19 protein-coding genes are annotated in these 18,590 nt (G+C 71.8%); 11 read left to right on the top strand and 8 right to left on the bottom strand.

The window, feature by feature from the left end; genetic code table 11:
• Positions 1 to 14 precede the first annotated feature (14 nt).
• On the top strand, positions 15 to 581 hold the full coding sequence (locus tag ADK67_RS23135) for a TetR/AcrR family transcriptional regulator (RefSeq protein WP_053718579.1): 567 nt from the start codon (positions 15 to 17) through the stop codon (positions 579 to 581).
• A complete protein-coding gene (locus ADK67_RS23140) occupies positions 578 to 2,020 on the top strand; it encodes a glycerol-3-phosphate dehydrogenase/oxidase (protein WP_053718580.1) in 1,443 nt (480 codons plus the stop codon). The genes ADK67_RS23135 and ADK67_RS23140 overlap by 4 nt, the downstream gene beginning before the upstream one ends.
• Positions 2,021 to 2,233: 213 nt before the next feature.
• Here the strand turns inward: ADK67_RS23140 and ADK67_RS54735 are convergent, their stop codons facing one another.
• Genes ADK67_RS54735 through ADK67_RS23155 form a run of 3 tightly spaced genes read right to left on the bottom strand, consistent with a single transcriptional unit; the run spans position 2,234 to position 4,685 of the window.
• Positions 2,234 to 3,919 carry a WXG100 family type VII secretion target gene (locus tag ADK67_RS54735; RefSeq protein ID WP_053718581.1) on the bottom strand — a complete coding sequence of 562 codons (1,686 nt, stop codon included), beginning with the start codon at positions 3,917 to 3,919 and terminating at the stop codon, positions 2,234 to 2,236.
• Complete coding sequence (locus ADK67_RS23150) at positions 3,916 to 4,230, bottom strand: type VII secretion target (protein ID WP_053718582.1); 315 nt, start codon at positions 4,228 to 4,230, stop codon at positions 3,916 to 3,918. The genes ADK67_RS54735 and ADK67_RS23150 overlap by 4 nt, the downstream gene beginning before the upstream one ends.
• A gap of 11 nt (positions 4,231 to 4,241) precedes the next feature.
• Positions 4,242 to 4,685 carry a YbaB/EbfC family nucleoid-associated protein gene (locus ADK67_RS23155; protein WP_053718681.1) on the bottom strand — a complete coding sequence of 148 codons (444 nt, stop codon included), beginning with the start codon at positions 4,683 to 4,685 and terminating at the stop codon, positions 4,242 to 4,244.
• 195 nt (positions 4,686 to 4,880) lie between these two features.
• Here ADK67_RS23155 and ADK67_RS23160 point away from each other — a divergent pair, with 195 nt between their 5' ends.
• From ADK67_RS23160 to ADK67_RS23175, 4 genes are read left to right on the top strand one after another with little or no spacing between them, the layout of a single operon-like run.
• On the top strand, positions 4,881 to 5,141 hold the full coding sequence (locus ADK67_RS23160) for a helix-turn-helix transcriptional regulator (protein WP_053718583.1): 261 nt from the start codon (positions 4,881 to 4,883) through the stop codon (positions 5,139 to 5,141).
• A 56-nt stretch (positions 5,142 to 5,197) separates the two neighbouring features.
• Positions 5,198 to 6,109, top strand: a complete 912-nt coding sequence (locus ADK67_RS23165) for an ABC transporter ATP-binding protein (RefSeq protein ID WP_053718584.1) — start codon at positions 5,198 to 5,200, stop codon at positions 6,107 to 6,109.
• Positions 6,106 to 7,302 carry an ABC transporter permease gene (locus ADK67_RS23170; protein WP_053718585.1) on the top strand — a complete coding sequence of 399 codons (1,197 nt, stop codon included), beginning with the start codon at positions 6,106 to 6,108 and terminating at the stop codon, positions 7,300 to 7,302. Before ADK67_RS23165 ends, ADK67_RS23170 begins: the two co-directional genes overlap by 4 nt.
• Before the next feature lie 26 nt (positions 7,303 to 7,328).
• Positions 7,329 to 7,898 (top strand): PadR family transcriptional regulator, encoded by a 570-nt coding sequence (locus ADK67_RS23175; protein WP_053718586.1) that lies wholly within the window; start codon positions 7,329 to 7,331, stop codon positions 7,896 to 7,898.
• A 94-nt stretch (positions 7,899 to 7,992) separates the two neighbouring features.
• On the opposite strand, the gene ADK67_RS23180 is transcribed toward ADK67_RS23175, so the two are convergent.
• From ADK67_RS23180 to ADK67_RS23190, 3 genes are all read right to left on the bottom strand, one after another.
• The gene (locus ADK67_RS23180) at positions 7,993 to 9,306 is read right to left on the bottom strand and encodes a citrate synthase (protein ID WP_053718587.1); all 1,314 of its coding nucleotides are present in this window, start codon (positions 9,304 to 9,306) and stop codon (positions 7,993 to 7,995) included.
• A 268-nt stretch (positions 9,307 to 9,574) separates the two neighbouring features.
• Complete coding sequence (locus ADK67_RS23185) at positions 9,575 to 10,513, bottom strand: carbohydrate kinase family protein (RefSeq protein ID WP_053718588.1); 939 nt, start codon at positions 10,511 to 10,513, stop codon at positions 9,575 to 9,577.
• Positions 10,510 to 11,106 carry a TetR/AcrR family transcriptional regulator gene (locus ADK67_RS23190; RefSeq protein WP_053718589.1) on the bottom strand — a complete coding sequence of 199 codons (597 nt, stop codon included), beginning with the start codon at positions 11,104 to 11,106 and terminating at the stop codon, positions 10,510 to 10,512. The genes ADK67_RS23185 and ADK67_RS23190 overlap by 4 nt, the downstream gene beginning before the upstream one ends.
• An 89-nt stretch (positions 11,107 to 11,195) precedes the next feature.
• On the opposite strand from ADK67_RS23190, the gene ADK67_RS23195 reads away from it, so the two are divergent.
• A complete protein-coding gene (locus ADK67_RS23195) occupies positions 11,196 to 12,338 on the top strand; it encodes an acyl-CoA dehydrogenase family protein (RefSeq protein ID WP_053718590.1) in 1,143 nt (380 codons plus the stop codon).
• Positions 12,339 to 12,528: 190 nt separating this feature from the next.
• Here the strand turns inward: ADK67_RS23195 and ADK67_RS23200 are convergent, their stop codons facing one another.
• The gene (locus tag ADK67_RS23200; protein ID WP_053718591.1) at positions 12,529 to 13,722 is read right to left on the bottom strand and encodes an amidohydrolase; all 1,194 of its coding nucleotides are present in this window, start codon (positions 13,720 to 13,722) and stop codon (positions 12,529 to 12,531) included.
• A gap of 19 nt (positions 13,723 to 13,741) precedes the next feature.
• A complete protein-coding gene (locus ADK67_RS23205; protein WP_053718592.1) occupies positions 13,742 to 14,614 on the bottom strand; it encodes an aldose 1-epimerase family protein in 873 nt (290 codons plus the stop codon).
• Between the two features lie 68 nt (positions 14,615 to 14,682).
• Between ADK67_RS23205 and ADK67_RS23210 the strand changes: the two genes are divergently transcribed.
• The 4 genes from ADK67_RS23210 to ADK67_RS23225 are packed head-to-tail and all read left to right on the top strand — an operon-like array spanning position 14,683 to position 18,562.
• Positions 14,683 to 15,237 (top strand): TetR/AcrR family transcriptional regulator, encoded by a 555-nt coding sequence (locus ADK67_RS23210; RefSeq protein WP_053718593.1) that lies wholly within the window; start codon positions 14,683 to 14,685, stop codon positions 15,235 to 15,237.
• Positions 15,234 to 16,058, top strand: a complete 825-nt coding sequence (locus ADK67_RS23215; RefSeq protein ID WP_053718594.1) for an MBL fold metallo-hydrolase — start codon at positions 15,234 to 15,236, stop codon at positions 16,056 to 16,058. The genes ADK67_RS23210 and ADK67_RS23215 overlap by 4 nt, the downstream gene beginning before the upstream one ends.
• 52 nt (positions 16,059 to 16,110) lie before the next feature.
• Positions 16,111 to 16,401 (top strand): YiaA/YiaB family inner membrane protein, encoded by a 291-nt coding sequence (locus ADK67_RS23220; protein ID WP_053718682.1) that lies wholly within the window; start codon positions 16,111 to 16,113, stop codon positions 16,399 to 16,401.
• A gap of 34 nt (positions 16,402 to 16,435) precedes the next feature.
• Entirely contained in the window at positions 16,436 to 18,562 is a 2,127-nt protein-coding gene (locus ADK67_RS23225) for a HEAT repeat domain-containing protein (protein ID WP_053718595.1), read from the top strand.
• Positions 18,563 to 18,590: the final 28 nt, after the last annotated feature.

The following is an 18,590-nucleotide window of genomic DNA, read 5'->3' on the forward strand; positions in this document are numbered from 1 at the left end:
CTACAGTGTTACACATGACGTCTCAACGTCACAGTGATGACGCGCTCCTCGACGCGGCCCGCGACTGCGTGGTCGAAGTCGGGGTCCGCCGCACCACGCTGACGGACATCGCCAAACGCGCCGGCGTCAGCCGGATGACCCTCTACCGCCGTTTCCCGGACGTCGGGACGCTGGTCAGGGCCCTCATGACCAGGGAGTTCACCGCTCTGCTCCAGCGCGTCGAGGTGACCGGCGAGCACGCCAGGCAGCGGCTCGTGGCGCAGGCCATCGCGGGCATCCGGCTCCTGGCCGCCGACCCGTTGATGCGGCGCGTGCTCGACCTGGACGCCGAGCTGATGCTGCCGTACCTCGTGCAACGGCTCGGGAGCACGCAGCGGCTGGTCGAGGCGTTCCTCATCGGCCGGATCGAGGAGGGGCACGCGGACGGCTCGATCCGGCCCGGCTCCACCTCCGCCCAGGCGCGCCTCGTGCTGCTGACGACGCAGTCGCTGGTGCTCTCGATCCGACCGGCCACCACGGACCTGGACTTCGAGGAGCTGCTCGCCGAACTGGCCGCCTACCTCGACGCGGCGCTGTCGTGAACACCTCTCTGAACGCGGCGCGCCGGCGCGCGGACCTGGACCACCTGGCCTCGTCCCCGGTCGACCTGCTCGTCATCGGCGGTGGTGTGACAGGTGCCGGTGTCGCCTTGGACGCGGCGTCACGCGGGCTGTCGGTGTGCCTGGTGGAGGCGCACGACCTGGCGTTCGGCACGTCCCGCTGGTCGAGCAAGCTGGTCCACGGCGGGCTGCGCTACCTGGCCCAGGGCGAGATCGGGTTGGCGTACGAGAGCGCGGTCGAGCGGGGCATCCTGATGACCCGGACCGCGCCCCACCTGGTGCGGGCGCTGCCGCAGCTGGTGCCGTTGCACGGCAAGGGGAACGAAGCCGTCGTGATGGCCGGTCTGCGCGCGGGTGATCTCCTGCGCCGGCTGGCCCGGACGCCGTCACGGGTGCTGCCCGGTCCGCGGCGCGTGCCCGCCGTCGAGGCGCTGGCGCTGGCTCCGGGTCTGCGCCGGGCCGGTCTGCGCGGCGGCCTGCTGAGCTTCGACGGGCAGTTGGTCGACGACGCCCGCCTGGTCGTGGCGCTGGCCCGGACCGCCGCCGGCTTCGGTGCCCGGATCGTCACGCGCGCCCGTGCCACCCGGCTCACCGGGCACGGCGCGGAGGTGGTGGACGCGCTCACCGGGGCGTCGCTGCGCATCGAGGCACGTGCGGTGGTGAACGCCGCCGGCGTGTGGGCGGGCGACCTGGTGCCGGACGTGAAGCTCCGGCCGTCCCGGGGCTCGCACCTGGTGCTGTCCGCGTCCGTGGTGGGCCTGTCGAACACGGCGCTGACCGTGCCGATCCCGGGTGCGCGGAACCGCTACGCGCTCGTGCTGCCGCAACGTGACGGGCGCGTGTACGTGGGTCTGACCGACGAGCCGGTGGACGGCCCGATCCCGGACGTGCCGACCGTGCCGCAGTCCGATGTGGACTTCCTGCTCGCGGTCGCGTCGTCGGTGCTGGAGCGCGAACTGTCGCCCTCCGACGTCGCGGGATCGTTCGCCGGGCTGCGTCCGCTCCTCGACACCGGCGACGGCCCCAGCGCCGACCTCTCCCGCCGGCACGCCGTGCTGACCGACGGCGGCGTAACCACGGTCGTGGGCGGCAAGCTCACCACGTACCGCCGCATGGCCGCCGACGCCGTGGACGCCACCGCCCTGACCACCGTTCGTTCGCGCACCGCGCGCCTCCCGTTGGTCGGCGCTGGGCCGTCCACCGGCCCAGCTGACCTGACCGCCCGTTACGGGGCTGAAGCCGCCGCCGTCGCCGAGGTGGGCGAGGTCGCCTGGGCCGTCCGCCACGAAGGCGCCCTGACCGCCGACGACGTCCTGGACCGGCGTACCCGGATCGGCCTGGTGCCGACCGACCGTGCCGCTGCCGAACCTGCCGTCACCGCCGAGGTGGCCGCGGAACTGGCCGCCCAACCCCGGTCCTGAGCGTTGAATTCAGGCGTCCTGAACGTAGGACTCTCGCGACCTGAGCGTAGGACTCTCGCGACGCGAACGTAGGACACGCGCGACGCGAACGTTCGACACGCGGGGCGTGAGCGTTCGACACGCGCGGGCTGAGCGTTCGACACGCGAAGGGTGAGGGGTTGTGGGTATGGCAAAGGGGACCTCCGTGGTGGAGGTCCCCTTTGGGGTGTCAGGTCACTCGCCGATGATCGGCTTCGCGGCCTTCGGCGGCTCCTCGATCAGGGGCTCGCCCTCCAGCCGCACCTTGCGCTGGTGGTCCTTGCCGTCGCCGCCCTGGCCCGGGGCGCCCATCATCGGCGCGCCCATCATGCCCATGCCACCGGCACCGCCCGGACGTCCGCCGGCCGCGCCCGGAGCACCGGCGCCGGCCGCGCCGCCGCCCGCCGGACCGCCCGCCTGGCCGAGCACGCCGGACGCGCCACCGGCCTGGAGGGTGGGCGCACCGGCGCCACCGCCACCGGAACCGCCGGCGAAGCCACCGCCACCGCCGCCACCACCGGCGAAGCCACCGCCACCGCCACCGATACCGGCGCCGGCACCACCACCGACACCACCGGCGCTACCGCCGGTGGGCAGGTCGACCGGGCGGACCGGAGGCACGGTCGGCACCGTCGGCACGGACGTGGAACCGCTGCCCGTCGCGTACGTCGTGTCGTTGAACGAAGGCGGCGCGGGCACCCGGCCGGCGCCCGTGCCGGAACCGCCCGGCACCCACCGACCCGGCTCCCAGTGGCCACCGCCGCCGGAACCGCCGGAACCGGACCCACCCGAGCCGGAACCGCCGGAACCGCCGCCGACCGAAGGCGGACGGCTGACCACGGGACCGCTCGGACCACCGGGGTAGGCACGACCCGGCTCGGTCGAACCCGTGCCCGGCCCGTAACCCGTGCCGACCTGCGGCGGCGCGCTCACCACGGGCCCGACCGGGCTCGGACCGCCGGCCGGGATGGTCGACGCACCGCCGCCACCGCTGCCGCCGGGGTTGTTCGTGTACCGCTCGTTCGCGGCCCGGTCCATGTCGGCGAGCCGCCGCTCGTCGAGCCCCAGCCCGCCTTGCGACAACCGGGGCCCCGAGCCGCCACCGCCGCTGCCGCCCTTGTTGGACGACGTCATCGCGGTGATCGCCTGCAGGATCTGCTTGGCGGTCTGGGCGATCTGGGCGACCGACTTGATCAGGTCGATCAGCTTCTTGAGCGAGTTGCCGAGCTTCTGCAGGAAGTCGGCGAGCTTCTTGGCGTAGTTGCACGCCATCTGCACGATGTCCGCGATCGCCGCGCCCATGGCCGCGCCGAAGGTCAGGAACGACGCCGCCAACCACTGGATGATCTTCATGACCATCTCGGACACGGCCTGGCTGATCAGGTCCATGATGGTCTTGCGCACTGTCGCCACCAGCTCGCCCGCGCCCTTGGCGGCGCGCGAGATGCCCTGCGTGGCCTTGGACAGCGTCTCCAGGCCGGCCGCGTGCCGCTTGCTCGCCGCCCGGTACCCGTCGGCGGAACGGCCGCGCCACGTCCGGGTCTCCTCGACCGACGTGCGCCGGTAGTCGGCGACGATGCCCTCGATCTGCTTGGCCGCGGACGCCCAGCTGTCGGACATCTTCTGGATCGCCTGCGGGTCGCCGAGCAGCGCGTCGAACGGCTCGCGCAGGAAGTCGACGTGCTGCATGGCCCAGCTGAAACCGGCGGACAGGAAGCCCGACAACGGGTTGCTGGCCATGCCGACGATGCCCATGGCGGTGTTCGCCATGCCGAGACCGGCCTGGACCCAGTCGCCGCGCTCGACCGCCGCGACGGTGCCCTGCACGTCGCTGATCAAGTGCGAGGGGTCACGGCCCTGGGTGGTGGCTTGCCCGCTCATCCCCGTGCCTTTCCGGTGAAGCCGAACGCGTTGTCGAGGTCGACGTTCTCGTAGAGGTCGGCGACCTCCTTGAGGCCCTGGCACATGTCGGCGACGGTCTCCGTCGCCTGGCCGAGGATGTCCTGGGACGAGCCGGCCGCCTTGAGCAGGAACTGCGCCAGGAACGAGCCGAACACGCCGAAGGCGTCGGTCGACAGCGACGGGTCAGCGGTGTTGGTGGCCGAGAGCATCCGCTGCGTCAGCTGGTCGACCGTGCCAGCGTGCGCCCGGATCTCCTCCGGGTTCACGTTGAACGAGTCGAACATGGTCATCTACCCCCTGCTCAGGCCATGACATCGGGTGGGTTGGTGAAGTAGTCGTCATCGGGCCTGGTGTCTCGACGCTGGATCTCGGGCTCCGGTTCCACGGCGTCCGTGCCGTCACCCGAATAGCCGTTGGGCATCTTCGCCTTCACGAACTCCAGCGCGGGGCTGTCACCGACGAACTCCGTCATGATCTCGACGACCTTGCCCGCCGCGGCGCGCTGCGCCTGGGCGACGGCGGTCATGATCGCGCCGGAGATCCGCTCGGGGTCCTCGCCGCGCAACTGCGGGCGCAGGATCAGGTCGGTCAGCGCGCCCGAGGCGTTGACCGTGACCGTGATCAGGCCGTCCGGCGACGTCGCGCTACCGCCGACGCCACCGAGCTGCGACTCGGCCTGGGCGGCGTTCCGCTTGGCCTGCTCGATCTTCTCTCCGTACTGCGCGAGCCACTGGTCCGGCTCCATGTTCACCCCTCACGGCAACGGGGCTTGCGGCCCTACTGCGCAATTCGACCCGTCGACACTCGATTCGGTTCCCGGCGACGTATCGTTTCACCGAAACGTGATTTCTTCGGCACACACCCGCCGGATACCGCCGTTCGGCCTATTCTGTGAATTGTTTACTTGCCGTTCTGTTGGGTTTTCGCAACACTTCGTAGCATGAGTCCGGTGCGCCGGGGCCCCGGGCAACCGATCCACAACCGGATCGGGGTGCTCCGGGTCGAACGGGGTTTGACCAGGGCGGGGTTGGCCGAGGCGGTGGAGGTCAACCCCCAGACGATCGGCGCGTTGGAGCGGGGCGACCACTACCCGAGCCTCGACCTCGCGCTGCGGATCTGCGACGTGTTCGGCCTGCCGGTCGAGGCGGTGTTCAGCCGCACGCCGTTCAAGCCGTTGTCCACCCAGGTCTACGGCTCGTAGGTCCACGGCTGGTAGGTCTGGGGCGGGCACGACCGGTCACGACAGGAGGAGAGCACGTGGCACAGGGAGTGCTGGAGGTCGACCGGGTCTCCAAGCGCTACGGGGAGGTCGTCGCGCTCGACGCGATGACCTTCGACGTGCGGGCGGGCGAGCTGTTCGGGTTCGTCGGCAGCAACGGCGCGGGCAAGACCACCGCGATGCGCATCGCGCTCGGCGTGCTGGCCGCCGACTCGGGCGAGGTCCGGTGGAACGGCGAGCCGATCACGTTCGAGACCCGCCGCCGGATCGGCTACATGCCCGAGGAACGCGGGCTCTACCCCAAGATGAAGGTGCTCGACCAGCTCGTCTACCTGGCCGAGCTGCACGGCATGTCGACCAACGCGGCGCACCGCTCGGCGGACACCTGGATCGCCCGGCTCGGCCTGCGCGACCGCCGTGACGACGAGGTGCAGAAGCTCAGCCTCGGCAACCAGCAACGGGTGCAGCTGGCCGCGGCGCTGGTGCACGACCCGGACGTGCTGGTGCTGGACGAGCCGTTCTCCGGCCTGGACCCGGTCGCGGTGGACGTGATGAGCAACGTGCTGCGCGAGAAGGCGGCGAGCGGCGTGCCGGTGGTGTTCTCCAGCCACCAACTGGACCTGGTGGAGCGGTTGTGCGACCGGGTCGGCATCGTGCGCAGCGGCACGCTGGTGGCGTCCGGTTCGGTGGACGAGCTGCGCGCCGGCGGCGAGTCGAAGCTCGTGGTGGACGCCCCGCTGGCGCCGCCGGGCTGGGCCGACCACCTGCCGGGCGTGCGCTCGGCGCACACGTCGACCGGCCGCACGGTCCTGGAGGTCACGTCGGACGTGGACGACCAGGCGGTGTTGCACGCCGCCCTGGGCACGGGGCCGGTGCACGAGTTCTCCCGGCAGCGGCCGTCGCTGACCGAGTTGTTCCGCAGCGTGGTGACCGAGGAGTCCGCCGCATGAACAGCCTCACCCCCGGTCGGGCGGTGTTCCTGGTCTCGCGCCGGGAGTTCCTGGGCAAGGTGCGCACGAAGTCGTTCGTCTGGGGCACGGTGGTGATCGTCGCCGTGATAGCGGGGTACGTGCTGCTGCAGGCCGTGCTGTTCGACGACGCCGGTCGCGACCGGGTCGCGCTGAGCGGTCAGGCGACCGTGCTCGCGGAGCCGTTGAAGCAGACCGCCCGCTCGTTCGGCCGTGAGGTGGAGACGGTCGACGTGACCGACGTGGCGGCGGCCGAGGAGCAGGTGCGCTCGGGCGACGTGGACGCGCTGATCACCGGCGCGTCGGACGACCTGCGCGTGCTGGTGAAGGAGTCGCTCGGCGACTCGCTGCGCAACTCGATCGACCTGCTGGTCAAGCAGCAGGTGTTGGACGCGCACTTCGCCGAGGCGGGCGTCGACCCGGCCGAGGTGGCGCGCAACGTCGAACGCGCGGGCGTCGACGTGGTGGCGTTGGAGCCGCCGGACGGCCAACAGGGCGAGCGGCTGGCGATCGGCCTGGTGATCGCGGGGTTGCTCTACTACTCGCTGCTGGTCTACGGGGCGATGGTCGCGCAGGGCGTGGTGGAGGAGAAGTCCAGCCGGGTGGTGGAGATCCTGCTGGCGACGCTGCGGCCGTGGCAGCTGCTGCTGGGCAAGGTCGTGGGGCTCGGCGCGGTGGGGTTGCTGCAACTGGTCGTGATCGGCGGCATCGGGCTGGTGCTGACGTCGCTGTCCGGCGTGGTCGACGTCACGGGCGTGGCGGGCGGCGCGCTGGCCACCGGCGTGCTCTGGTACGTGCTCGGCTTCTTCTTGTACGCCACCGTTTTCGCCGCCGCCGCGTCGTTGGTGTCGCGGCAGGAGGAGCTGCAGCCGGTGCTGCTGCCGATCAGCATGTCGATCGTGGTGGCGTTCATGCTGGGCATCAACTTCATGATCACCGACCCGACCGGCACGGTGGCGACGGTGCTGTCGCTGCTGCCGCCGTTCGCGCCGATCATGATGCCGGGCCGGATGGCGATGGGCGTCGCGCCGACGTGGCAGGTGCTGCTGGCGATCGTGCTCGCGCTGGCCGCGATCGCGGCGATCACGTGGCTGGGCGGCAAGGTGTACTCGAACGCGGTGCTGCGCACGGGCGCTCGCGTGCGTCTGCGGGACGTGCTGCGCCAGGCCCGATAGCCGATTTCGACTGGTAGATTTCGACCATGCCACGTCGCGCGCTCGACAACCCGCTCGTGCTCGCGGTGCTGGGTCTCCTGCTGGAGCGCCCGGCGCACCCGTACCAGGTGCTCACCGACCTGCGGGCCCGCGGCGGCAACCGGGCCGCCGCGATCAACCGGGGCACGCTGTACGACGTCGTCGAGGCGCTGGTCGCCGCCGGGTGGGTCGCGCCGCAGGGCACGGAGCGCACCGGCAACCGCCCGGAGCGGACCGTGTACGCCCTCACCGACGCCGGGCACGACGAGCTGGTGCGCCGGCTGGACAGCCAGGTCCGCACCCCACAACGGGAGTTCACCCAGTTCCTCGGCGCGGTCGCGCACCTCGGCGCCCTCGGTCCGATCGGCGCCGTCGAAGCCCTGACCGAACGCGGGCAGCGGCTGTCCGCCCGCATCGCCGCCGACGAGCGCGACCTGGCCGAGGTGCTGGCGGGCGGCGTGCCCCGGCTGCACGTCATCGAGACCGAGTACGCGCTGGGCCAGGCCCGCGCCGAACTGGCCTGGATCGACACGGTCGTGGACGAGATCCGCGCCGGCACCCTGATCTGGCCGACCTGACCGGCGAATCCCCTGCCCTGCCAACGACGAAGGCCCACACCGCCGATGCGGGGTGCGGGCCTTGGCCGTGGTGGGAACGTCAGCCGGGTGTGGCTCAGCGCTGGTCGAGCGGCACGAACGAGCGCTCCGGCGAGCCGACGTAGACCTGCCGCGGGCGGCCGATCTTGGTGGCCGGGTCGGAGATCATCTCGCGCCAGTGCGCGATCCAGCCGGGCAGCCGGCCCAGCGCGAACAGCACGGTGAAGAACTTCGTCGGGAAGCCCATCGCGCGGTAGATCAGGCCGGTGTAGAAGTCGACGTTCGGGTACAGCTTCCGCTCGACGAAGTAGTCGTCGGCGAGCGCGGTCTCCTCGAGCGCCTTCGCGATGTCGAGCAGCTCGTCGGACGCGCCCAGCTTGCCGAGGATCTCGTCGGCCGTCTTCTTGATGATCGCGGCGCGCGGGTCGTAGTTCTTGTAGACCCGGTGGCCGAAGCCCATCAGGCGGACGCCGTCCTCCTTGTTCTTGACCTTCTTCACGAACGCGTTGACGTCACCGCCCTCGCGCCGGATCTTCTCCAGCATCTCCAGCACCGCGGAGTTCGCGCCGCCGTGCAGCGGGCCGAACAACGCGTTGATGCCGGCCGAGATGGACGCGAACAGGTTCGCCTCGGACGAGCCGACCAGGCGCACGGTCGACGTGGAGCAGTTCTGCTCGTGGTCGGCGTGCAGCACGAACAGCAGGTCGAGCGCCCGCACCAGGTCGGGGTCGACGTCGTACGGCTCGGCCGGGAAGCCGAACGTCATGCGCAGGAAGTTGTCCACCAGACCCAGGGAGTTGTCCGGGTACAGGAACGGCTGGCCGACGGACTTCTTGTAGGCGTACGCCGCGATGGTGGGCACCTTGGCCAGCAGGCGGATCGTGGAGATCTCGACCTGGTTGGCGTCGAAGGGGCTGAGGCTGTCCTGGTAGAACGTCGACAGCGCGGACACCGCCGAGGACAGCACGGGCATGGGGTGGGCGTCACGCGGGAAGCCGTCGAAGAACCGTTTCAGGTCCTCGTGCAGCAGCGTGTGCCGGTTGATCTTGGAGGAGAACTCCTCCAGCTGGGCCTGGGTCGGCAGCTCGCCGTAGATCAGCAGGTAGCTGACCTCGATGAAGTTCGACTTCTCGGCGAGCTGCTCGATCGGGTAGCCGCGGTAGCGCAGGATGCCGGCGTCACCGTCGATGTAGGTGATCTCGGAGGAACAGGACGCGGTGTTGACGAACCCGCTGTCCAGTGTGACCAGACCTGTTGTGGCCAGGAGCTTTCCGAGGTCGATACCGGGCGCACCCTCGGTGGCCGGTACTACCTTCATCTCGTGCTCTCCGCCCGGATGGCGCAGCGCGACGGTACGGGTGTCGTTCGGCGCAGTCGTCGCGTCGGGCATGCAGAGTCCCTCTCACGCTAGGGCGGGGTGGCTCATGTGCGGGTCTCGCACGCACGCGCGGGCGTGGGATCGCCCCGCACCGCAGCACCACCCCGTTGGGGTCCTGTCAGTTCTCCCACGCTAGTCAGAGGACGACCCTCCACACAGTCGCGGTGTGAACCGATTCTGTGAGATGGGACCGGCATCACATCCGGATGCATGGGTGGCTAGCGTGCATCCACCACGGTAGCCCTTCGGGGCTGTTTCTCCATCTCACGCGGGGTGAGAGCTAGGTCATCTCCAGCTCGCGTTTGAAGGGCGGCTCGGCGCCCGCGCGGGAGCACGTGACGGCCGCCGCGGCGCCCGCGTAGGCCAGCGCCGCACCCCACCCGCCGGCGTCCAGACCTCGGACAGCCTCGACGGACAGCGCGTCGTGGTCGTGCAGCCAGGCGAGCAGCGCGCCCTGCACGGTGTCGCCCGCGCCGATGGTGTCGACCACGTCCACGGGCGTGGGTGGGACGCGGATCACGTCGCCCGCGGCGGTCAGCACGGCCAGCCCGTCGCCACCGCGCGTGAGCACGACGGCGGCCGGGCCCGCGCCCTGCCAGTCGCGCACGACCTCCAGCACGTCGTCCTCGGGCGCGTCCTCCGGCAGGTCGGCCAGCCACCGCGCGTCCTCGACGGAGACCTTCAGCAGGCCCACGTGCGGCAGCCACGAGTCGTACCGGTCGCGGTAGGCCATCGGGTCGTGGATGAGGCCCGCGCGGATGTTCGGGTCGAGCACGGTGAGCGCGCCGCGTTCGGCCTCGCGCCACAGCACGCGCTCGTACGTGCTCGCGCCCGGCTCCAGCACCATGGACAGCGTGCCGAAGGACACCGCCCGCGTGCCGGCGGGCAGCGGCCCCGGATCGGTCACCTGGCGGTCCGCCGTGCCCTCGACGTAGAACGAGTAGCGCGCCGAGCCGTCGTCGGCCAGCCCGACCACGGCCAGCGTCGTCGGCTGGTCGCCGCGCTGGACCAGGTCGGTGCGCACGGCGGAGGCGTGCAGCCGTTCGATCAGCCGGTCGCCGAACAGGTCGGTCGACACCCGCGACAGGAAGCTCACCGGCGCTTCGAGGCGTCCGGCGGCCACGGCCACGTTGTACGGCCCGCCGCCCAGCCGCGGCGCGAGGGCGCCCTCGGGCGTGGGCACCAGGTCGACCAGCGCCTCACCTGCAACGACGATCACGACTGGCTCCGTTCTCTCCGCAACCCGTCCAGCAGCAGTTCACCCAGCGCGGTGAACGCCTCGGCGTCCGACACACCCGCCCGCCGGGTCAGCACACCGGTCTGGATGCCCTCGATGAGCAGCCCGGCCATCTCGGCGATCAGGGTCGCGTGCACGTCCCGGAACACCCCGTCGCGGACACCCTCCTGGATGAACTCGCGGATCCGCTCGGCCGCGGCGCGGGCGTTGCGCTCGTAGGTGCTGCGCGTGGGGGCGAACGCGGACACGTCCGCGATGAACTGGGCCGACGCCCGCCGCAACTCCTCCGCGGCGCCCGCGAGGTACGTGCCGACGCGTGCGCGGACGTCCTTGATGTCGGCGATGCGCTGCTCGATCCGCTCGGCCGCGCCCTTGAAGTACCGGCCGACGACCTTGACCGCCAGCTGCTCCTTGCTCGCGGCCAGCGCGTAGAGCGTGGACTTGGAGCAGTGCAGGCGCGCGGCGAGGTCGTCGAGCGTGAAGTGCGCGAAGCCCTCGGCGAGGACGAGCGCTTCCAGCCTGCCCAGCAGCTCGACCTGCCTGGGCGTCGGCGGTCGGCGCACGATCGAGGTCATAGGCGGCAACTCTGTCACAGTGCCTGGCTCCAGTACTGGAGTACGTCCTACAGTACTGGTGAGAGTACCCCGTGATCCGGAGGTCGACGATGCCCGCCGAGCGCCTTTTGCCCACCACCGAGGCCGAGGACCTGCTCGCCCTGGTCCGCGAGATCGCGCGTGACGAACTCGCGCCGCACGCCGCCGAGGCGGAGGAGCACTCGCGGTTCCCGCGCGAGGCGTTCCGGCTGCTCGGCAAGACCGGGCTGCTCGGGCTGCCGTACCCGGAGCGGTTCGGCGGCGGTGAGCAGCCGTACGAGGTGTACCTGCAGGCGTTGGAGGAGGTCGCGTCGGCGTGGATGTCGGTCGCGGTCGGGCTGTCGGTGCACGTCATGTCCAGCTACGCGTTGGCGACGTTCGGGGACGACGCGCAGAAGTCGCGCTGGCTGCCGGACGTGCTGGCGGGCGACCAGCTCGGCGGGTACGCGTTGTCGGAGACCCACGCGGGTTCCGACGCCGGCGCCCTGTCGACCCGTGCGGTCCGCTCCGGTGACCACTACACCGTGAACGGCACGAAGGCGTGGATCACGCACGCCGGCGTCGCCGACTTCTACACGTTGATGGCGCGCACGTCGGACGACGGCGGCAAGGGCATCAGCTGCTTCTTCGCGCCGGGCCAGGCCGAGGGGCTGGTCGCGGCCAAGCCGGAGCGCAAGATGGGCCTGACCGGTTCCATCACCGCGCAGCTGTCGTTCTCCGGCGTGCGGCTCGACGCGGACCGGTTGATCGGGGCGGAGGGCGACGGCCTGAAGATCGCACTGTCCGCTTTGGACTCGGGCCGCCTCGGGATCGCCGCGTGCGGCGTGGGTCTGGCGCAGGCGGCGTTGGACGAGGCCGTCGCGTACGCCAAGCAGCGCACCCAGTTCGGCCGCGCGATCATCGACTTCCAGGGCCTGGAGTTCCTGCTGGCCGACATGGCCGCCGCCGTGGAATCCGCGCGTGCCACGTACCTGGAGGCCGCCCGCCGCCGCGACCGCGGCCTGCCGTTCCGCCGCCAGGCCGCGATCGCGAAACTGGTCTGCACCGACACCGCGATGAAGGTGACGACGGACGCCGTGCAGGTCCTGGGCGGCGCCGGCTACACCCGCGACTTCCCGGTGGAGCGCTACATGCGTGAAGCCAAGGTGCTCCAGATCTTCGAGGGCACCAACCAGATCCAACGCCTCGTCATCGGCCGCGACCTCCGCCGCTGACCCGCGCGTGTCGAACACTCAGGTCGCGCGTGTCCTACGTTCCGGTCGCGCGTGTCCTACGTTCGCGTACCCCGAGTTGAACGCTCAGAACAAGATCGACTGTTCTGAGCGTTGAACTCGCGTGTTCTGAACGTAGGACACGCGCGACGCGAACGTAGGACACGCGCGACTTGAGTGTTCGACACGCGGGTCAGGGTTCGCGGTAGAACGGGTTGGTGACGATCTCTTCGCCGTCGGAGTAGCGGTAGACCTCGCGGCCTTCCACGTAGACGTTCAGGGCTCGGCTCATCACGTCCAGAGGGTCGCCCGACCAGATCACGACGTCGCCGTCCAGGCCGGGGCGCAGGGAGCCCACGCGGTCGTCCAGGCCCATGATGCGGGCCGGGTTCACGGTGATCGACTCCAGACCCACGCGCGGGTCCAGGCCTTCCTTCACGGCCAACGTCACCTGGTGCACGAGGAAGTGGATCGGCACGACCGGGTGGTCCGTGGTGATCGCGATCTGCACGCCGGCGCGCGCCAGGATGCCCGGGTTGCGCAACGAGCGGTTGCGGACCTCGACCTTGGACCGCGACGTGAACAGCGGGCCGATGATCACCGGGACGTCACGCTCCGCCAGCACGTCCGCGATCAGGTGACCCTCGGTCCCGTGGTTGACGATGAGGCGGTAGCCGAACTCGTCCGCCAGCCGCAACGCCGTCGCGATGTCGTCCGCGCGGTGGCAGTGCTGGCACCACGGCAGCTCACCCGACAGCACGCGCGCCAGCACCTCGGACGTGGTGTTCCGCTCGAACGCGCCGTCGGCCTCGTCACGCTTGGCCACGTAGTCCTGCGCCTTGGTGAACGCGTCACGGATCACCGCCGCCACGCCCTGCCACGTGGACGGCAGCTTCTTCTGCTCGCCGTACACCCGCTTCGGGTTCTCGCCGAGAGCGCTCTTCACGCTGACGGGGTTGCGCACGAGCATCTCGTCGGCCGTGCGACCCCAGCACTTGACCGCTACGGTCTGGCCGCCGATCACGTTGCCCGACCCGGGCTTGACCACCGCGGTCGTGACGCCGCCGGACAGGGCGTCGGCGAAGCCCTGGTCGGCGGCGTTGATCGCGTCCAACGCGCGCAGCCGGGCGCCGTTGGGGTCGGTCATCTCGTTGGTGTCCTGCCCGGCCCAGCCCTCGCCCTCCTCGTGCACGCCGAGGTGGCCGTGGGCCTCCACGAAGCCGGGCAGCACCCAGCGGCCCGCCGCGTCCACGACCGGGACGCCGTCCGGCACCTCGACGTCGGCGCCGACCGCGACGATCTTCCCGTCCTGGATCAGGACCGTGCCGCCCTCGATCGGCTCTCCGGCGACCGGGACGACGTACCCACCCGTGATGGCGACGTTCATAGTTAGCGACGCTAACGGTCTACGACAGGGGACGCAAACCCCACCGGCCGGCCCACGACTCGCCCGGCTCCAGCCACAGCAGGTCGACCCCGCTGTTCAACGCGTCGGGCGGGCACGTCATCGGCTCGATCGCGATCGCGCGGCCACGGCCGGGGAAGTCGTCCGGCGTGTAGACCTGCACCCACTTGAAGTCCGGGTCCGCCCACACCTCGACACCGCCGGCCGGGCCCTTCAGCACGTGCCGCACCAGCCCGTCCACCGGCTCGCAGCCGCCGAACGCGGTGTCCAGCTTCACGCCCTCCAGCAGCCGCGCCACGCGGAAGTCGTAGTCGCCCGACACCGGCACGGCCGGGCCGTTCGGGATCATGGTGTGCGCGTCGACCGGCAGCACGGTCGTGGCGGCCAGCGACAGCGACGTCTCGTCGGTCGCCGACGCGCCTGCCCGCGGGTACGGGTGCGTGCCCACCCCGAACGGGGTCCGCTTGTCACCCACGTTGGTGACGCCGTGCGAGACGGTCAGGCCGTTGTCGTCGAGCGCGTACGTGATGGTGGTGCGCAGCTCGACGGGCCAGCCGAGGCCCGCCACCGGCGTCTCCAGCGAGATGAGCGACCCGGTGTGCTCGACGGTGCCCCAGATCGCGCGGCGCACCAGGCCGTGGATGGCGTTGCCCCGCGCGGGCTCGCCGATCTCCAGCTGCTGCTCCTCGCCGTCGAGCACCCATCTGCCGCCCGCCGTGCGGTTGGGCCACGGCACCAGCACCGCGCCGCTGCCCATGGGCGGTTCGTCGTCGTACGTCTCCACGTACGGCACGCCGCCGACTTCGTAGGACTTGAGTCCCGCACCCTCGGGTGCGATGACGGCGCGTGCCGCGCCGTGGGCGATCTCCAGCATGGGTCAGGAGCGTATCCGAGGCACTCTCCTCTTGACTTACTTACTAGACCGGTCTCTATAGTAAAACCATGCCGAGACGGACCGACACCCGACAGCGCGTGGTGCGCACCGCCGCCGACCTCTTCCGGACGCAGGGCTACCACGCGACGGGCCTGAACCAGGTGCTCGCCGAGGGCGGCGCGCCCAAGGGCTCCCTCTACTTCCACTTCCCGGGCGGCAAGGAGCAGTTGGCGGTCGAGGCGGTGACGTTGGCGGGCAACGAACTGTGCGACGCGCTCGCCGCCGTCCTCGATGCCGAACCCGACCCCGCGAAAGCGCTTTCCCAGGCCTTGGAACTCCTCGGCCGCGACCTGCTGGCTTCGGACTTCCGCAGCGGGTGCCCCGTCGCCACGGTCGCGCTCGACGCCGCGTCGGACAGCGAACCGATCCGCGCCGCCTGCGCGGACGTCTACGCCCGGTGGCAGCGCCTCATCGCCGCGCGCACCGGTGACGACGACCTGGCGACGGTCGTGCTGTCCGCCATCGAGGGCGCCCTCCTGCTCGCCCGCACCCGCCGTTCGCTCGACCCCCTGCACGCCGTCGGCGCGCGCCTGGGGGCGTTCCTGGGAAGGCCTAGGCCATGAAGGTGCACCACCTCAACTGCGGCACCATGCGTCCGGTCGGCGGGAAGCTGGTGACCGGCAAGGGTTCCTACTTCAGCACGGCCGAGCTGGTCTGCCACGTGCTGCTCCTCGAAACCGACGACGGCCTGACCCTGGTCGACACCGGCATGGGCGTCGACGACGTGCGCCGGCCCGCCGAGACGTTGGCGTTCGCCTGGCGGCTGATGAGCCGGCCCGCGCTGGACGAGGCGGAAACCGCGCTGCGCCAAGTGGAAGCGCTCGGGTTCGCCGCTTCTGACGTGCGCGACGTCGTGCTGACGCACCTCGACCTCGACCACGGCGGTGGTCTGCGCGACTTCCCGCGGGCCCGGGTGCACGTGTCGGCGGAGGAGCTGGCCTCGGCGACGCGTCCGGGCAAGTCGGGCAACGACCGCTTCCGCTACCCGGACAAGCAGTGGCAGCACGGCCCGCGGTGGGTGCCGTACGAGACGACCGGCGAGACGTGGTTCGGCTTCGACGGCGTGCGCGAGGTGCGGCCGGACGTGCTGCTGGTGCCGTTGTTCGGGCACACGCACGGCCACACGGGCGTGGCGGTGCGCGTCGGCGACCGGTGGCTGCTGCACGCGGGCGACTCGTACTTCTTCCACGGCGAGCTGGAGGCGGAACGGCACTGCCCGCCCTTGTTGACGTACATGCAGAAGCGGATGCAGGTGCTGCCGGAGCTGCGCGTGGCCAACCAGGAGCGGTTGCGGGAGCTGGTGCGCGACCACGGTGGTGCGGTCGACGTCTTCAGCGCGCACGACGCCACCGAGCTGCGCCGCCACCAGCAGGTGCCCGCGTGATTGAGTAGCGGTACTCATGACACGGGTGCCGGTCGGCGGGGACCCTTCGGCCATGACCGCGAAACCGCACTCGCCGACCACCAACGCCTTCTACGCGCAGGCGGTGATCTCCTTCGTCGTCTCGCTGGCCGCCGTCGGGCTCGGTGTCGCCTACCTGCCGGTGGACGGCTGGGTCCGCGCGTTCCTGGCGCTCGGCCTGCTGTTCACCGTCACGTCGGCGTTCACCCTGGCCAAGTGCGTGCGCGACCGGCAGGAGGAGACCTACGTGGTGAGCCGCGTCGACCAGGCGCGGCTGGAGAAGCTGCTCGCCGAGCACGACCCGTACCGGGTGGAGGCGGTCTGACCGCCTAGGCTGCACCGCTCATGGGAGCAGACCGATGACCGCCGCCGCCGCTCTCGACGGGCTCGACGACGTCGACTGGGCGTCCCTCGACCACGCGTACGGCTCGGCGGAGGACGTGCCGGGGATGTTGCGCCACGCCGTCGGCGCGGACGACGCGATCGCCGGCGAGGCGATCGAGTACCTGTTCGGCAGCATCTACCACCAGGGCACGCTGTACTCGGCGACGCCGTGGGCCGTGCCGTTCGTCGCGCGGCTCGCCGCCGATCCGGGCACGCCCCGGCGCACGAGCCTGGTGCACCTGCTGGGCGCGATCGCCGAGACCGGCGATGCCCCGCCGGAGGTGCTGGCGGACGTGAGCGCGGCGCTGGGGCGTGAGACGGGGCGGCTGCTGCCGTTGCTGGACGACCCGGACGTCGAGGTCCGGCACGTCGCCACGTACCTGCTGGGCAACCTGCCGTCGGCGGCCGAGGTGCTGCCGGCGTTGCGGGCGCGGCGCGCGCGGGAACGGTCGCCGCGCGTGGTGGCGGGGCTGCTGGCGGCGGCCGGTCGGCTCGCGCCCGCCGAGAGCGCCGAGTGGCTGACCGGTGAGCTGACGCCGTCCCGGCCGGCCGCCGTCCGGGCCGGCGCGCTGTGGGCGATCGCCGACGCCGGGCTGCCGTGGCCGGCGGCGGGCACGGGCGCGGTGATCGACTGCTGGCTCGACGGCGAGCCGCTGAAGAGCTGGGTCTGGTCGGGGTACCCGTTCGGGGACGTCGTGCGGCGGATCGACCACGCGCCGTTCGCCGAGTTGTGCCGGACGTTGTTCGAGCGGGGGTCGGCGGACGCCGCACGCCGTGCCGTCGACGCCGTCTACGAGCGGTGTGTGGGTTCGCGGGCGGCCCGGGCGGCGAGCGCGCCCCTGCTGGCCGCCGCCGTCGACCACCCTGACCTGGGCGTTCGGGTGGCCGCCGCGACCGCGGTGCGTGACGTGCCCGCCGCCGCTCCCCTGGCGGCCGATTCGCTGGCGGCGGTCGTCGCCGGGCCCGCGCCAACCGACGAGGACTCGCTCGAGGGTCGCCTGTTCGGGTTGGCCCTGGACGTCTTGATCACGCTCGGCGACCCGCGCTGGCGTTCGCCGTTCATCACGGCGCTCGCGGCGGGCGCGGTGACGCCCGACGTCACCGGGCTGCTCATCGACACCGGTGTGGCCTGCGATCCCGTGCTGCTGGACGCGGTGCGGCGACGGCTGGCGGCGCTGCCCCCGGAGTGGACGCCGTCGCCGGACTACGCCGCCATGCTCGGCCGGATGCGGTGGCACAACGAGGGGAACACCCTGACCCGGCTGCTGCACCGGTGGGGCGCGGACGCGGCCGACGCCGTGCCCGAGCTGGTCGCGCTCGTGCCGCACGACGGGTGGTGGTCGGTCCGCGCGCTGGCCGCGATGGGTTCGGCGGCCGCGGCGGCCGTGCCCGTGCTGACGCGGGTCCGCGACGACCCGGCGGCGTCCTGGCCGCACCGGCTGGACTGCGCCCGAGCCCTCGCCGCCATCACCCACGACCTGGACCACGTGCGCTCCTGCGTGGCCGAAGCCGCCGTCGACGCGCCCGTCCCCGCCGCGCGGACGGCGTCGCACCACGGTCTGCCCCTGGACGACCTGCTGCCCGCGCTCCGCGAGCTGGCCACCACCGCCGCCGGCGACGACCCGGCCACCATCGCGCGGCGGATCGAGGCGGCACGGCTCCTGCTGGACGCCGGTGACACCGCCGCGCCGCTCCGCGCGGTCGCGGACGCGCTGGACAGCGCCCGGCACGTGGCGGACGCGGTCGAGCTGGCGGGCTTGGTCGGCGCACCGGCCGCCGACCTCGTGCCGCGGCTGCGCGAACTGCTGGGCGACCGGCACGACACCCACGCCGCCGCCCTGGCGATCCGGCGCGTGACGGGCGAGACCCGGCCCCTCCTCGACGCCATCCGGCAGCGACTGGAGTGGGTGGGCCCCGGCGTCTGGCTGGTCGAGTCGCTGGAGGAGCTGGGCGCCGACGCCGCGCCGCTGCTGCCCGGCCTGCGCGAGCTGGCCGAGGGCGACGCCGCGATGCCGGGCGGCGGCATCCACGGCCGCCGGGTCCGCCAGGACGAGGAGGACCGCGAACGGCTCCGGGCCACGCTGGCGGCGCTCGGCGCCTGACCGTCCACACCGGACCGTGGTGGGGCCG

Origin of the sequence: Saccharothrix sp. NRRL B-16348 (assembly GCF_001280085.1) — a bacterium.
GTDB lineage: Bacteria > Actinomycetota > Actinomycetes > Mycobacteriales > Pseudonocardiaceae > Actinosynnema.

Coding starts and splice junctions, on each gene's coding strand:
- ADK67_RS23135 (WP_053718579.1), top strand. CDS start 15: ATGACGTCTCAACGTCACAGTGATGACGCGCTCCTCGACGCGGCCCGC.
- ADK67_RS54735 (WP_053718581.1), bottom strand. CDS start 3,919: ATGAGCGGGCAAGCCACCACCCAGGGCCGTGACCCCTCGCACTTGATC.
- ADK67_RS23150 (WP_053718582.1), bottom strand. CDS start 4,230: ATGACCATGTTCGACTCGTTCAACGTGAACCCGGAGGAGATCCGGGCG.
- ADK67_RS23155 (WP_053718681.1), bottom strand. CDS start 4,685: ATGGAGCCGGACCAGTGGCTCGCGCAGTACGGAGAGAAGATCGAGCAG.
- ADK67_RS23160 (WP_053718583.1), top strand. CDS start 4,881: ATGAGTCCGGTGCGCCGGGGCCCCGGGCAACCGATCCACAACCGGATC.
- ADK67_RS23170 (WP_053718585.1), top strand. CDS start 6,106: ATGAACAGCCTCACCCCCGGTCGGGCGGTGTTCCTGGTCTCGCGCCGG.
- ADK67_RS23175 (WP_053718586.1), top strand. CDS start 7,329: ATGCCACGTCGCGCGCTCGACAACCCGCTCGTGCTCGCGGTGCTGGGT.
- ADK67_RS23180 (WP_053718587.1), bottom strand. CDS start 9,306: ATGCCCGACGCGACGACTGCGCCGAACGACACCCGTACCGTCGCGCTG.
- ADK67_RS23190 (WP_053718589.1), bottom strand. CDS start 11,106: ATGACCTCGATCGTGCGCCGACCGCCGACGCCCAGGCAGGTCGAGCTG.
- ADK67_RS23195 (WP_053718590.1), top strand. CDS start 11,196: ATGCCCGCCGAGCGCCTTTTGCCCACCACCGAGGCCGAGGACCTGCTC.
- ADK67_RS23200 (WP_053718591.1), bottom strand. CDS start 13,722: ATGAACGTCGCCATCACGGGTGGGTACGTCGTCCCGGTCGCCGGAGAG.
- ADK67_RS23205 (WP_053718592.1), bottom strand. CDS start 14,614: ATGCTGGAGATCGCCCACGGCGCGGCACGCGCCGTCATCGCACCCGAG.
- ADK67_RS23210 (WP_053718593.1), top strand. CDS start 14,683: ATGCCGAGACGGACCGACACCCGACAGCGCGTGGTGCGCACCGCCGCC.
- ADK67_RS23215 (WP_053718594.1), top strand. CDS start 15,234: ATGAAGGTGCACCACCTCAACTGCGGCACCATGCGTCCGGTCGGCGGG.
- ADK67_RS23220 (WP_053718682.1), top strand. CDS start 16,111: ATGACCGCGAAACCGCACTCGCCGACCACCAACGCCTTCTACGCGCAG.
- ADK67_RS23225 (WP_053718595.1), top strand. CDS start 16,436: ATGACCGCCGCCGCCGCTCTCGACGGGCTCGACGACGTCGACTGGGCG.